12 protein-coding genes are annotated in these 14,359 nt (G+C 67.4%); 1 reads left to right on the forward strand and 11 read right to left on the reverse strand.

What is annotated here, in order from left to right:
• The 11 genes from B0E41_RS17755 to B0E41_RS17805 all read right to left on the reverse strand — a co-directional run.
• Window positions 1-661, reverse strand: a 661-nt coding sequence (locus B0E41_RS17755; protein ID WP_253194983.1) for a sugar phosphate nucleotidyltransferase, incomplete at its 3' end; no start/stop codon positions are given.
• 81 nt (window positions 662-742) lie between these two features.
• Window positions 743-2,320: an undecaprenyl-phosphate galactose phosphotransferase WbaP gene (wbaP, locus tag B0E41_RS17760; RefSeq protein ID WP_077332774.1), complete on the reverse strand. Its 1,578-nt coding sequence runs from the start codon at window positions 2,318-2,320 to the stop codon at window positions 743-745.
• Between the two features lie 342 nt (window positions 2,321-2,662).
• The gene (locus B0E41_RS17765) at window positions 2,663-3,487 is read right to left on the reverse strand and encodes a CpsB/CapC family capsule biosynthesis tyrosine phosphatase (protein WP_077332776.1); all 825 of its coding nucleotides are present in this window, start codon (window positions 3,485-3,487) and stop codon (window positions 2,663-2,665) included.
• A 25-nt stretch (window positions 3,488-3,512) separates the two neighbouring features.
• Window positions 3,513-4,358, reverse strand: coding sequence for a polysaccharide biosynthesis/export family protein (locus tag B0E41_RS17770; RefSeq protein WP_077332778.1), 846 nt, complete (start codon window positions 4,356-4,358; stop codon window positions 3,513-3,515).
• Window positions 4,359-4,635: 277 nt separating this feature from the next.
• On the reverse strand, window positions 4,636-5,118 hold the full coding sequence (locus B0E41_RS17775) for a hypothetical protein (protein WP_143433893.1): 483 nt from the start codon (window positions 5,116-5,118) through the stop codon (window positions 4,636-4,638).
• A gap of 84 nt (window positions 5,119-5,202) precedes the next feature.
• Window positions 5,203-7,215, reverse strand: coding sequence for an SdrD B-like domain-containing protein (locus B0E41_RS17780; RefSeq protein ID WP_077332782.1), 2,013 nt, complete (start codon window positions 7,213-7,215; stop codon window positions 5,203-5,205).
• Window positions 7,212-8,003 (reverse strand): hypothetical protein, encoded by a 792-nt coding sequence (locus tag B0E41_RS17785; RefSeq protein WP_077332784.1) that lies wholly within the window; start codon window positions 8,001-8,003, stop codon window positions 7,212-7,214. Before B0E41_RS17785 ends, B0E41_RS17780 begins: the two co-directional genes overlap by 4 nt.
• A complete protein-coding gene (locus tag B0E41_RS17790; protein ID WP_077332786.1) occupies window positions 8,000-8,470 on the reverse strand; it encodes a hypothetical protein in 471 nt (156 codons plus the stop codon). Before B0E41_RS17790 ends, B0E41_RS17785 begins: the two co-directional genes overlap by 4 nt.
• On the reverse strand, window positions 8,467-9,102 hold the full coding sequence (locus B0E41_RS17795) for a hypothetical protein (RefSeq protein WP_077332788.1): 636 nt from the start codon (window positions 9,100-9,102) through the stop codon (window positions 8,467-8,469). The genes B0E41_RS17790 and B0E41_RS17795 overlap by 4 nt, the downstream gene beginning before the upstream one ends.
• A 160-nt stretch (window positions 9,103-9,262) precedes the next feature.
• The gene (locus tag B0E41_RS17800) at window positions 9,263-9,853 is read right to left on the reverse strand and encodes a hypothetical protein (protein WP_077332790.1); all 591 of its coding nucleotides are present in this window, start codon (window positions 9,851-9,853) and stop codon (window positions 9,263-9,265) included.
• Window positions 9,854-10,054: 201 nt separating this feature from the next.
• Window positions 10,055-10,564 (reverse strand): Lrp/AsnC family transcriptional regulator, encoded by a 510-nt coding sequence (locus tag B0E41_RS17805; protein WP_077332792.1) that lies wholly within the window; start codon window positions 10,562-10,564, stop codon window positions 10,055-10,057.
• A 177-nt stretch (window positions 10,565-10,741) separates the two neighbouring features.
• Between B0E41_RS17805 and B0E41_RS17810 the strand changes: the two genes are divergently transcribed.
• On the forward strand, window positions 10,742-14,326 hold the full coding sequence (locus B0E41_RS17810; protein WP_077332794.1) for an indolepyruvate ferredoxin oxidoreductase family protein: 3,585 nt from the start codon (window positions 10,742-10,744) through the stop codon (window positions 14,324-14,326).
• Window positions 14,327-14,359: the final 33 nt, after the last annotated feature.

Below are 14,359 nucleotides of genomic sequence, written 5' to 3' on the forward strand. Positions count from 1 at the left end.
GGGCCTTGCGGCACGTGGCGAGGATGTCGGGGGCATGCCGCTCCAGGGCCTGCAGCAGCACGCTGGCGCGGCACAGGAAGATGCCAGCGTTCCAGAGCACGGCGCCACCCAGCAGCAGCGCCTGGGCGGCCGGGGCGGCGGGCTTTTCGATGAAGCGCTGCACTTGCAGCGAGCCATCCGGGCGCAGGGATCCATGCTGGATGTAGCCATAGGCGGTGCTGGGGAAGCTCGGGACGATGCCGAAGGTGACGATGGCGCCGCCCTCAGCCGAGGGCACGGCTTCCTTCACCGCGCGGGCGAAGGCGGCGGTGTCGGGGATGTGCTGGTCGGCCGGACAGAACAGCAGCAGCGATTCGGGCTGGCCGTTGTCGGTGGCTTGCAGCGCGGCCAGGGCCATCGCCGCCGCCGTGTTGCGGCTGGCCGGCTCCAGGATGGCCTGGGCCCCAGCCGGAATGCCCTGCAGCGCGTCGGACACCAGAAAGCGGTGGCTTTCGGCCGCGACCACCATGAGCTGAGGCCCGAGTGCGCCCACCCGCTGCAGGGTGAGTTGCAGCAGGCTTTTGCCATCGATCAACGGCACGAACTGCTTGGGAAAGCTTTTGCGACTCAGCGGCCACAAGCGGGTGCCGGAGCCGCCGCAGAGGATGACAGGAGTGATCATGGTGCAGTGCAGCATAAGGTGGGTTGAAAACAGTTTCGCCCGCAGGGCCTTGCGGCCACGCGGGCGGAACCCCTTGGGGACTTAGACGGCGCCTTCTTGTTTGAGCACCACCCGGACCGTGCGCAGCATGATGATGAGGTCGTACCAAAGCGACCAGTTGCGCACGTACCAGGCGTCGAAACGGATGCGAGAGGCGTAGGTGGCGTCGCTGCGTCCGCTCACCTGCCAGAGCCCGGTCATCCCGGGCCGGGACGTCAGGTAGTAGGTGACGTCTTTGCCGTAGCGCGCCAGTTCGTCCTGAATGAGGGGGCGGGGGCCCACCAGGCTCATTTCGCCGATCAGGACGTTCCAGAGCTGGGGCAGTTCGTCCAGACTGGTGCGGCGGAGAAAGCCGCCGATCTTGCTGATGCGCGGGTCGTTCTTGAGCTTGAAGTCACGCTCCCACTCGGCCCGGGCTTCGGGGTCGTTGGCCAGCAGTTTTTTCAGTTCTTCCTGTGCGTTGACCACCATGGACCTGAACTTGTAGCACTTGAACGGCTGGCCGTTTTGCCCGATGCGCACATGGCCAAAGAAGGGGCTGCCGCCATCGCGGGAGATCTTCCAGGCAAAGTAGGCAAACAAGGGCGACAGGACGAGCAGCAGCGAAGCCGAACCGACGATGTCCAGCGCACGTTTGAGGAATTGCGGGCCACGGCGCTTGAGGTTGTTGCGGGCACGCAAGAACAGCACATCGTGGCTGAAGAGGTGGGACGCCTCCATGCCATACATCGGCAGATCCCCCAAGGCGGGCACCATCACGAGGTCGTCGCGGGTGTGCATGAGTTCTTGAGCGAGATCGCGCAGCCAGTTGTTGTCCCGGATGCCGAGCACACCGACCAGGTGGTAGGCGCCCGGTTGGGCGAGAAACTGCCTCACCGCTGGCGTGAGCGCGGTGGGCGCCACGACCGGCCCACCCTTGAACGCCACCAGGCGCTCGCCCGGGTTGGGGCAGACCACCGCGACGGGCTTGTAGCCGAGCAAAGGCTCGCTGGCGAGGGCGGCGGCGGCCTTCTCGACGTCGTCGGGGTGACCGATCAGCACATAGGGCTGGGTCAGCAGACCCTGGGCCAGCAAGCGCTTGCGAATGGCCAGGCGCGCCAGCGGCAGGCTCACGAGGATGAGCACCCATGTGGCGCCCGTCCAGAGGCGCGACAGCTGCCACTGAGCACCGTACATGATCATCGCGTCGATGAGCGCGGCGGCCAGCACCACCTGGATGATCTGCCGGGCTTCGTCCCACCAGGGCTTTCGGCGGTGGGCGGTGTAGTGGCCCAACACGGTCCCCATCCAGCCGACCATGGCCAACGCGATGGCCATGAAAAGCGTGAGGCGGAGCTGGCCGTTGTCGGCCCACCAGATGTTCATGGCTTCCGGCAATGTCGCCTCGCCACGCAGCCAGACCGGCAAACGACCGGCGATGAAGCAGCACCACAGCACGCTGAGGTCGGTGAGCATCAGCCGCGCCGTGACCCACCGCTGGCGTTGGGAGAGTTGGGCCCACGGGGCCAGGCTGCGAGCCAGGTCGCTCTCGTTGTACATGGAGATCACCGTGTCACCGCTTCCCTCCATGGAGGGTTGCTGATGCGGTATCTGCGACAAAGGCGAGGGAAGAGCGTTCATGGGCACCTCATGGACCAGCGATTCGGTAGACGGGTGGGATGGCAAACCAGCATTCACGGCATTCAGCAAACTTCAGGCCAGAGTGGCGCCGGGAGGGGCCGATTTTTAGTCCAAAAGGGTGTGTTTGCTGCAATGCAGCACGAAACTTAAGTAACACATCGTTCTGACAGGGTAATTGCTGACTGTGCCGCTTGTATTGCCGGGTTTGCCCCTGCAGTTGGACCGACGAACGGTCAAAAAGCGCCGCCGCCAAGCACCCTGTCCAAGGCCTTGTGCACCAATTTGTCGGCAAGAATTACCCGTTTTCGGGCTGAATTTCGCGCCGTTGCGTCTATTGGTGCGTCAGCGGGCGCCTGCGCCGGGCACTTTGGGGTGGCTCAGCCCGATCCACGAGCGCCACCGGTCGATCGTCCCTGCGGGCGCGACGAAGATGTCGGGCAGGGGAAAGCGCTTCGGAGGGGCGTTCTGGATCACCGCTTGGGGGCGGTCGACAACCAGACGCCGGGCCTCGGCCGAGCCCAGCAGCCGTTGCGCCACGAGCAGCCCTTCACTGAGGCAGGGGCTGCGGCGTCCGGTGGAGTGGGCGTCGCTGGCCAGCACATGGGCGTGACCCTCGCCGATCAAACGTTCACCCCAGTACTGGGGGCGGGGGCCAAAGACGCCGGTGAGCGCGCCGGCGGTGATTTGCAGCCAAGCGCCTTGTTGCACGAGGCGCAGGAACACAGCGTGGTGCTGCGCGATCCAGGTCAGGCGTTCGGGGTGCGTGATGATGGGCGTGTAGCCCGCCGTGATCAACTCGCCCACCGACGCCTCGAACCGGGGCGGTGGCTTGGTGTGGGACGGTTCGAGGAGCAGGTAGCGCGAGCCGTTCAGCGTGGGCACCCGGCCGGAATGCAAGCCCTCCAGCAGGTCCGGCACCAGGTGAACGTCAGCGCCGACCACCAGCTTCAGGGGAATGCCCGCGCTGTCGAGTTCGGCCTGCAGCGCATCGCGGCGGCGCGCGATGCCCGGGCCGTCGTTCATGTACATGCCGGGATAGATGTGAGGCGTGCACGCCATGGTGTGCACGCCGTCGGCCACCGCCATGCGCGCCATCTCCAGCGACATGTCGAGCGTCCCGGCGCCGTCGTCGATGCCCGGGAGGATGTGGCTGTGCAGATCGATCATGGAGGCTCGTCGAGCCGGGGCCTTCTTATTTGAAGGGGTTGATGGTGTCGAGGATGTCGCGGAACAGCGAGTCCCGCAGCGCGGTGCGCTTGGCATTGCGCTTGACCACGATCACGTCGTCGGATTGGATGATGGGGTCGGGCACCTCGCCCGAACGGATCTTGTCCAGGTCAAACACCTTCGGCTCTGACGGTTGGCCCCGGGTGTTGCGGAACAGCATGATTTCGTTCAGCTCGGCGTACTGTGCGCCACCGCCGGCCAGCGCCAGTGCGCGCAGCAGCGTGAGCTGCCCCGTCACGGGGTAAATGCCCGGCTTGGCGACCGCGCCTTCGATGGTGATGCGCTGCGTGGTGAACTCTCTGATGAAGAGCGACACCTGCGGGTTCTGTAGGTAGTTTTCGCCGTACTTTTTGGCCAGAAGGGCTTCGGCCTGCTGGGCGGTGAGCCCGGCCAGCGGCACCGAACCAATCAGGGGGAGCGACACGGAACCGGTGGCGTTCACCCGCACGGAGCGGCGCATGTCGGGCACGCCGAACACGTCGAACTCCAGCAGGTCGTTGGTGCCAATGCGGTAGTCCGGGTTGATGACGGCGAGTGAATTGAGTGGTGCGGCTTCGCCCGTGGCGGGCGTGGGTTTCGCGTCCAGGGTCGCATCAGCGGCGGCGGGTGCGGTGTTCATGGGGTTGGTCGGCTGTCGGCTGCTGTCCACCGAGGTCTGCAGCGGCGCCTGCAGCAGCGGCTGCAAGGGCGCCTGGGCAAACGCCGTGCCCACGCAGACCGAGCCCAACAGTGCCCATCCTTTGAAAGGCTTTGAGTGCGGTGGGCTGGCATGCGGGCCGAGCCCGCAGAGATGCGTTTCTTTGATGTCCATGTGTTCCTGTTTCCCCAGAACTCCTGCGCAAGCCGGTGGGTGAATGTGCGGGTATTGCCCTGTGTCGGGACCCGAGCGAAGCGACTGCGACAGGAGAAGCAAGACCAAGGCCAAGAAGGCGCTTTGTGGCCTTTTGGCTACATGCCATCATGGCACACGGCTTCCCCGCCTGGGGTGCGCTGTTTCCATTCAAAACAAGAAACCTGTTGGATCGGCCCGTGACCCCGGCACCCCGATGGGCCGGTGCAGCAGGGCGGCGCCGTGCGGCGTTCGCCGCTCAGATGGCCGAAATGTCGGTCTGCACCGGCCAGTGCATGGCCTGCTGGCCCGGCGTGTTGACGCCGAATTGATGTTGCAGCACCAGGGTGTAGCGCCCGGGCCGGGCGCTGCAGACGCGGTAACCGTCACCCGCTGGGCTGAGGATGATGTCGCTGGCGGGCGGGGTGTGGAGTTGCCAGCGGTCCACGCCAGGGACGGCCAGCCGCAGGTTCACGCAGAAGCCGCGCTTCAGGTTGGACAGCACCACCAGCCGCTGCTCGCCGCTCAGGGCGCCATCGGCGTTGGCGGTGAGCTGCAGGGGATGGCTGTTTTCCATGACCCTCATGACAGCGGGGATGATGATCCGGAAGTTGAGCGAGGCACTGGCGCCGGCCGCTTCGCCGCCGGTGACCAGCATGCTGTCGCCCAGGCTGGGCGACGGCACGGCCAGCAAGGCGAGGCTGGCGACCAGGGCAGGCAGGCGACGAGGCATCGGGGACATGTCCCCATTTCGGCATTCCCGCCTTCAACTTGATGGCAAATCACCCGGGTGCGGGCCGCGCCGAGGCCGGTTTGGCCGAATGCTTCAGTCGCTGCGTTGCACCGGCAGGCTGAGCTGGGTGGTTTCGCGCAGGCGCACATCGACCCTGGCCTGACCTTCGTCCACCACGCTCCAGGGCAGGGGCAGCGATTCGTTGCGAACGGTCACGGTCCGCGGCCCGCTGGCGACGAAGGGGAAGCTGAAGCGGCCCTGCGCGTCGGTGCGCACGGCGTAGCGGTTGTCGAGCGTGACGGTGACGCCGGGCGCACCGGTTTCGCTGGCGTCCTGGGTGCCGCTGCGGTTGGCGTCGAAGAAGACGGTGCCTTCGACGCGGCCGCCGCCTTCGCTGGCCCTTCCACCGAGCGGAACGCTGCGGCTGCCGGCCGAGATTTCGTAGCGCAGCACCACCTGGAAGCTGCGGTCGGAGCTGGTGTCGGTGTCATTGACGATGGGGGCCAGCGGGTCGAGCGGGCGCGCGCTGCGGCTGCGACCGATGGCGCGGGTGTAGTTGCCGTCGAGGCTCCAGCGCGGGGTGAGGCGCCATTGGGCGCCGAGGTTGAGGTTGTGGCGGTTTTGGCCGTTGCTGGCTTTTTCGGTGCCCCATTGGCCGCGCGCGCTGGCGTGGCTGCTGATGGGGGCGTTGATGGCGAGGGCGGCCGACCAGAAGCGGCCGGCCGGTTCGCTCGCGCTCGAGTCGGTGCGGGCGCCGTAGCGACCCAGGCCCAGGCTGGTGGAGACTGTCCAGCCCTGCGGCACCAGCCACTCTTGGTCGTGGCTGATCTCGCGGGTGGCGCCCTGCTGGCGGGTGGCGCTGGCCAGTTCCAGCCGCAGGCCGCTGGTGCCCCAGTCGTTTTGCCAGCGCCAGTCGGTGTAGCTGGTCCAGGCGTTGCCGTCGAACCGGCGCAGCGCGGCGCCAGCGCTGAGCTGGTTGCTGCGGTCCAGGCGCCAACGCGCGCTGGCCGAGGCGTAGCTGCCGCTGGCGGCGCGCCCGCTGATGGAGCGCAGCCAGTCGTAGGAACCTTCAGCCGACCACTGGCGGGTGCGCCACTCACTGCGCACGGTGGCGCCTTGCACGTCGCTGGGCATGGCCAGGCCGGCCCAGCTCAGGCCGGGCTCCAGGCGGTAGATGCTCAGGCCGTGTTGGCGCGGGCCCTCCTTGCCATCGATGTCGATCCAGAAGCCGTTCGCTCCCTGGCCGGCGTTTTGGGCGCGCAGCAACTGGCCTTGGGTGCGCAGGTCGGCGGCCTCGTGGCGCAGGTGGAGCAGCGTGGCGCTGGCGTCTTGGGTGGCCAGGGCACCGTCGGCCAACTGCAGCGCCGGGATGCCGCTGGCGCGCTCGTGTTGCACCGCGAGGGTCCAGCCCGTTTCGTCGGTCCCGGGGCCGACGGCCGGCGGCGTGGTGGTGCCACGGTCGGTGCCGCCCAGGTGCCACTGCGCGCCCAACGCCGAACGCCGTCCGCCCAGGCCCTCGAAACCGCTGGCGGGCAGGCTGGTGAGCTGGCCGGGCTCACCATTGGCGGCCAGCAGGCTCACGCCGCTGGCGGCATGTTCCCACTCGCCACGCAGCCCGAGCAGGTTGGACGAGGGCACCTGCACGCGCGAGGGCAGGCGTGCGACGGCGTTGAGCGGGGCGTTGATGACGCCCAGTTCGTGGTGACCCACCCAGCCGCCGGGCAGCGGCAGTTCGCGCTGGCGAACGGTGAGGCTGCTCTGGCTTTCGCCGGGGGTGACGCTGCCGTCGATGGACAGCACCCCGTGGTTGGGCGTTTCGATCAGGCCGTAGATCGCATAGGCGAGCCGGGCCTCGCGGTCGTCGTCAAACGCCGGGGTGCCCAGGCGGGTTTCGAGCCGGAGGAAGCGCGGCCAGCCGGTGCGGTCGTAGGGGGTGTCGAGATCGGGATCGTCTTCGGACGCGGGCGGCAGCCCCTCGATGACGCGATCCTGGTAGGCGGCCGCCGCCGCCGGGGCTGCGGCGCCGGGCTGAACGGGTGCTTGCGCCTGGGCCAGTGCGCCACCCAGCGCGAGCAGGCTGCAGGTCGCCCGGACCGCCAGGGTCATGGGGCGAAGCTCGTGTCCAGCGGCAGGCGGGCCTTGCCCGATTCGAGGCTGCCTTTGGCGCTCAGCGGAAAACGCAGCTCGGGTGCGGGCTTGCCTTCGGGCGCCACCGGCGAGAGCGCGATGCGGCGGGTTTCGCCGGGCAACACGGGCAGGTCCACCGGCGCCAGCTCGACGCGCAGACCGGCGGCGTCGGTGCCGTCGATGAAGCCTTCCAGCCGGCCGGTGGCGTTGCCGTTGTTGCTGACCCTGAGCACGGCCAAGGGCTTGCCGCCGACCTGCACGGTCTCGGTGCCGGTGATGGCCAGCTGCGGCGCCGCATTGCCGATGGCGGCGTAGACGATCACGCCGATGCGCCCGCCCACGGGGAAGCTGATGTTGCCCTGCACCTGCGCCGGGTCCAGCCCCTCGACCATGATGGCAAAGCGGCACTCGCGCGGCGGCGTGTCGGCCGGCGGCGTGATCTCGAAGCGGTAGCGGTAGCGCGCGCCGGGCTCGATGGCCAGCTCGCGGCGTTCGATCGCCACCCAGGGGCGGCAGCTGTCGGCGCTGAGCTCGTTGCTGAAGTTGACCGCGTTGTCGGCGCTCAGCGTCCAGTCGTTGGTGTAGATGCGGTAGTTGCCTTTGCTGCGGCCGACGTGCTGGATCTCCAGCACCTGGCGCAGGGGCTGCCCGGCTTGGAGCTTCACCTCGAAGCGCGGGGGCGAAATGTAGGCGGCAAAACCCTGGGCCATAACGGCGGCGGGCAGCAGGGCGGCAGCGATCAGGGCAGTGGGCAGCAGGCGTGTCATGGGGGCAGGAGGGCGGGCTCGACGTCGAGCTCGAAGTGGAAATTGAGGCGGCGGCTGTTGCTCTGCCAGTCGGGGCCCGAGCGCAGCCGCACCTGCAGTTGGTCTTGCAGGCTGGCGCCGCGGATCGTGCCGGCGAACACCAGGCTGCGCTCGCCCGACACCAGCCGCCCAGAGCGCAGCGGGCCTTGGGTGGTCCAGACGGCTTCGATGCTCGACGCCTCGTCGCGCGGCAGCACCATGTAAATGCGTCCGCTGCGGCCGTCCCATTCGCGGGTGTCGATGTGGATGTTGACGCGGATCCAGGCCTCCATGCCGCCGTCGCGGTCGGCCCGGGTCTGCGGCGTCCACTGCATCTGGGCATTGGGCGGCACGGTGTGGCTGCGCGAGTCGTCAAGCCGGTGCGGGTTGGCCAACGCGGGCGTGCCCAGGGCCAGGGCGGTGCAGAGCAGCAGGGCGCGCGCGATCACGGGCTGCTCACGGTGTAGGTGACCTGGCCGTTGTAGGTGCCCGCTGCCCGTACCGCGCTGTTGGCGTAGGTGAAGCTGTGGCAGTTCTCGATGTAGGTGTTGGCCGGGATGGTGGTCAGCGTCTGGGTGGCGCCATTGAAGGTGCCTGCAGGGATCACATTGGGTGCGTTGCTGCCGGGCGCCGAGACCGTCCAGCTGATCTGGCTGAAGGGGATCGTGTCGCCCGCGGCGTTGCTCAGGTTGGCCGGTGAGGTCACGCGCAGCGTGGCGCTGGCTGGGCCGTTGTTGGCGTTGCTGCGGCGGTAAGAGGCGCCGATGATCACCTGGCTGGCGGGCGTGGGGCAGGTGGTGAAGCCGTCGCCATAGAGGCTGGCCGATTGCGTGCTGTCGCTGGTCATGGCCTGTGGCGTGCCGCTGAGCAGTTGCGCGCCGGTGAGGTTGGCGCTGACCAGATTGACGGTGGTGTTGTTGCCTTCGGCGGTGCCGTTGCCCACGTGCAGGAACACGCGGCGGGACGCAGCGGCCAGGGTGAGCGACCAGGCGTGGGCCGCACCCAGCGGCGCGCAACACACCAGCAGCAGGCCGATGGCGGCGAGCCGGTGGGGGGTGCAAAGGCGCTGCGCGGGTTTCATGGGTTCATTGTGGACCGGACGGGGTGAAGCGAAAGAGGGCTTTCACGAGGCATCGACCGAGGGGCGGGGCGCTCAAATGACAACGGAGGGGCCGCGACCTGCGGACCCTCCGTGTGTGGGGCTGTGGGCCAGCCCAGGAACAGGCCCGCCGGGCTCCGGCTCAGGGCATGGCGGCCGTGTAGGTCACGCGGCCATTGGTGGTGCCGTAGGTGCCAGGGGCCACGACGTTCGCGTTGGCGTAGCTGAAGGTCCAGTTGGCCGAACGGTCGGTGACCTTGGTGCCTGAGGACAGCGTGACGTTGCTGGCGGCGCCGGCGCCGGTGAGCGGGATCAAGGGGCTGGGCAGCGCGGCCAGGCTGGTGGTGGAAGTGATTTCCGACCAAGGAATGGTGTCGGCGGTGCCGTTGGTCAGCGCGCCGGTCGTGCTGGCGGACAGCGTGATCTGGCCGTTGTTGCCCACCACCCGCACTGGCACCACGTTGCCGGTGATGCTGCCGGCAGGGGCGCCCGTGCCCAGCGCGGCCGCGTTGGTGGAGTAGTCGAAGGTCACGGTGTCTTCGGTGGTGTTGTTGGCCAGGCCGGCAGCGCCGGTGCCCACGCCCAGGAACAGCACGCGCGGCACGACCACACGGAAGTTCAGGTCGGCGGCGGCGTTGCCGGTGCCGATGACCAACTGCGACTCGGCCGACGCCAGCAAGGGAGCGGCCAAGGCCAGGGCGATGGCGGACTTGAGGATCAGGGACTTCTTCACGACGTTTCCTTCAAAGAGAACTTTTTGAGCGACCTGAAGACCTTTGGAGTACCCGGGGCGCGCTGTTTGGGTGGGTGAATGGTACGGAAAGTGCTGCGATTCCACAAATCGAAATCCGGGAAAACCGCACGTTTTCAAGCACTTGCAGCCAAAAGTTTGCCCGGCGGTCGAACAACGGGGACGAGTGGTCGAAAAAATGCCTCAAGTTTTCCTTGCGCTTGCCGTGCTTAGGCCCTTGGTAAGCAAATGCCCCAGTGGGAGGGCACTCGCGGACTTCACTTCGCCCAGCGAGAAGCTGGTGTGCAGGTCTTTCACATTGGGCAGGTTGATCAGCACCTCGCGCGCGAAGCGGCTGAACTCGCCCAGGTCGGGGCAGACGACCTGCAGCTCAAACGTGCCCGAGCCGCTGATGTAGTGGCAGGAGACGATCTCGGGGATTTTCTGGATCGCGGCTTCCATCTGGCGCAGCACGTCGCCGCTGTTGCGCTCGGCGTCCAGCCGCACGAAGGCGAGCACGCCCAGGCCGATCTTGTCCCGGTTGAGCTCGGCCCGGTAACCGGTGATGAAGCCGCTTTCTTCCAGCGCGCGCACCCGACGCCAGCACGGCGCGGCCGACAGGCCCACGCGGCTGGCCAGTTCGGCATTGGTCAGGCGGCCGTCGTTTTGCAGCTGATTCAGGATGGCGAGGTCAAACTTGTCGAGTGTTTCCATGGTGGCTTGATTCTAGAAATAATCTTGCTTTGATGGCTGGAATTTGGGCATGAAAAGCAAACACCTGTCAGCGACCGAGTCATACACTGTGCGTCAAACTGAAGCCGGCCCATCAGCTGGGATCTCGGTTGAAAAAGCGCCCACAAGGCGTTCCCCACCCACGCAGGAGACAACAAGATGAACGCCCCACTGCCCGAACACATCCGCAAAGCCCTGGAAACCGTCACGCTCGACGACAAATATTCGCTCGACCACGGCCGCGCCTTCATGAGCGGCGTGCAGGCGCTGGTGAAACTGCCCATGCTGCAGCGCCAGCGCGACGCGCTGCAGGGCAAGAACACGGCGGGTTTTGTCAGCGGTTACCGCGGCTCGCCGCTCGGCGGCTACGACCAGGCGCTTCAAAAAGCGGCGCCTTATTTGAAGCAGCAGAACATCGTCTTCCAGCCGGGCGTGAACGAGGAGCTGGCGGCCACCGCGCTCTGGGGCACCCAGCAGCTGGGCTTTGCACCGCCTGGCTCCAACAAGTTCGATGGCGTGTTCGGCATCTGGTACGGCAAGGGCCCGGGTGTGGACCGCTGCTCCGACGTGTTCAAACACGCCAACATGGCCGGCACCACGCCCTGGGGCGGCGTGATCGCGGTGGCCGGCGACGACCACGTGGCTAAGAGCAGCACCGCCGCTCACCAGAGCGACCACATCTTCAAGGCCTGCGGCCTGCCGGTGTTCTTCCCGTCCACGGTGCAGGACATCCTCGATTTGGGCATCCACGCCATCGCCATGAGCCGTTTCAGCGGCGTCTGGGCCGGCATGAAGACGATCCAGGAGATCGTCGAATCGAGCGCCACGGCGATGATCGACCCCGAACGCGTCGAGATCGTGGTCCCCGAGTTCGACATGCCGCCCGGTGGCCTGCACATCCGCTGGCCAGACGCCGCGCTGGAGCAGGAAGCGCGCCTCTTTGATTTCAAGTGGTACGCCGCACTGGCCTACATCCGCGCCAACAAGCTCAACCACAACGTGGTCGCCGGCCCGAACGACCGCTTCGGCATCATCGCCAGCGGCAAGGCCTTCAACGACACGCGCCAGGCGCTGCTGGACCTGGGCCTGGACGATGCCACCTGCCGCCGCATCGGCCTGCGCCTGCACAAGGTCAACGTGGTCTGGCCGCTGGAAGCGCAGACCACGCGCGAGTTCGCCACCGGCCTGCGCGAGATCCTGGTGGTGGAAGAGAAGCGCCAGGTCATCGAGTACCAGCTCAAGGAAGAGCTCTACAACTGGCGTGGCGACGTGCGCCCGCACGTGCTGGGCAAGTTCGACGAGGTGGAAGGCGATTTCACCGGTGGCGAATGGTCCATGCCCAACCCGAGCGCGCACACCCTGCTGCGCGCCAACGCCGACCTGACGCCCAGCATCATCGCCCGCGCCATCGCCAAACGCCTGCGCAAGATGGGCCTGCCCGAGGACGTGCAGGCGCGCGTTGACGCGCAGCTCGCCATCCTCACGGCGCAGGAGCAGTCGATGCAGACCCTGCTGACCAAGGGAGTGGAAGGCGCCGAGCGCCAGCCCTGGTTCTGCTCAGGCTGCCCGCACAACACCAGCACCAAGGTGCCCGAAGGCTCGCGGGCCATGGCTGGCATCGGCTGCCATTTCATGACCATCTGGATGGACCGCGCCACCGTGGGCTTCACCCAGATGGGCGGCGAGGGCGTGCCCTGGGTCGGCCAGCAGCCGTTCGTGAACGACCAGCACATGTTCGCCAACCTCGGCGACGGCACCTACTTCCACAGCGGCATCCTGGCCGTGCGCCAGAGCATCGCCGCCGGTGTGAACATCACCTACAAGATCCTCTACAACGATGCCGTCGCCATGACGGGCGGCCAGCAGGTGGGCGAACGGCCCGAAGGCCACAGCGTGGTGCAGATCGCGCAGAGCATGCGCGCCGAGGGCGCGGTGAAGATCACCATCGTGACCGACGAGCCGGAGAAGTACGCCAGCGTGAGCGGCCTGCCCAGCGGCATCGCCATCCAGCACCGCGACACGCTGGATGCGGTGCAGCGCGAGTTCCGCGAGATCAAGGGCACCACGGTCATCATTTACGACCAGACCTGCGCCACCGAAAAGCGCCGCCGCCGCAAGCGCGGCACGCTGGTCGAGCCGACCGAGCGCGTGGTCATCAACGAGCTGGTGTGTGAAGGCTGTGGCGACTGCAGCGTGCAGAGCAACTGCCTGTCGGTCGAGCCGCTGGAAACCGAGTTCGGCCGCAAGCGCAGCATCAACCAGAGCAGCTGCAACAAGGACTTCTCCTGCGTCAAGGGCTTCTGCCCGAGCTTCGTCACCGTGGACGGCGGCCAGCTGCGCAAGAAGGACAAAGGCGGCGCCAAGGCCGAATGGGCCGGCGGCGTGTTGCCCGAGCCGAAACCGCCGGTGTTGGGCGCCGAAGCCTGGGGCATCATCGTCGCGGGCGTCGGCGGCACCGGTGTCATCACCATCGGCCAGTTGCTGGGCATGGCCGCGCACATCGAGGGCAAGGGCATCGTCACGCAGGACGCGGCGGGTCTGGCGCAGAAGGGCGGCGCGACCTGGAGCCACGTGCTGATCGGCGCGCACCAGGACGTGATCCGCACCACACGGGTCTCGGCGGCTTCGGCCGACCTGATCATCGGCTGCGATCCCATCGTGGCGGCGCACAAGGAAAGCTGGCAGCGGCTGCGCGCCGGTCGCAGCCACGTGGCGCTCAATGCCAGCGCCACGCCGACGGCCGCGTTCGTGAAGAACCCGGACTGGCAGAACCCGGCGCAGGCCTGCGTGGACGCACTGACGGCCAGCCTGGGCGCCGAGGCGGTGGGTACGTTCGACGCCGAGGCCGCGTCGTCGAAGCTCATGGGCGACTCGATCTACACCAACCCCATGATGCTGGGCCACGCCTGGCAGCGCGGGTGGGTACCGCTGGGCCTGACGGCGCTGATGCGCGCGATCGAGCTGAACGCGGTGCAGGTCGAGAAGAACAAGCAGGCCTTCGAATGGGGCCGCCGCGCCGCGCACGATCCCAAGGCCCTGGCCGCGCTGGTCAACCCGCTGGGCCAGCAGGTGATCCAGTTCAAGAAGCGCGAAACCCTGGACAGTCTGGTCGCGCGCCGGGTCGAGTTCCTGACGGGCTACCAGAACGCCGCATACGCGGGCGAATACGAGGTGTTGGTGCGCCGGGTGCAGGACGCCGAGGCGAAGCTGGGCAAGACCACGATCACCGAAGCTGTGGCGCGTTACCTCTTCAAGCTCATGGCGTACAAGGACGAGTACGAGGTCGCCCGCCTGCATTCAGATCCGGCCTTCCACGCCAAACTGGCGGCGCAGTTCGAGGGCGACTTCAAGCTGCACGTGCATTTGGCGCCGCCGCTGATCGCCAAGAAGAACGCCAAGGGCGAGCTGATCAAGCAGCGGTTCGGCCCACTGATGTTCACCGGCTTCAAGCTGCTGGCGAAGCTCAAAGGCTTGCGCGGCACGGCGCTGGACGTGTTTGGCCGCACCGAAGAGCGCCGCACCGAGCGCGCCCTGATCGGCGAGTACAAAGCCTGCGTGGAAGAGCTGCTGAAGGGGCTGAACGCTGGCAACCACGCGCTGGCCCTGGACATCGCCCTCATTCCTGAGCAGATCAAGGGTTTTGGCCACGTCAAGGAGCGCAACCTCGCGGCGGCCCGCGGCCGCTGGAGCGGGCTGATGGCGCAGTGGCGTGATGGCCCGACGCCTGTGGCGCGCGCCGCCTGAACCGGGTCTGGCCGGGGCCATGGCCCCGCCCAC

It is taken from the genome of Hydrogenophaga sp. A37, assembly GCF_002001205.1.
Classification (GTDB): domain Bacteria; phylum Pseudomonadota; class Gammaproteobacteria; order Burkholderiales; family Burkholderiaceae_C; genus Hydrogenophaga.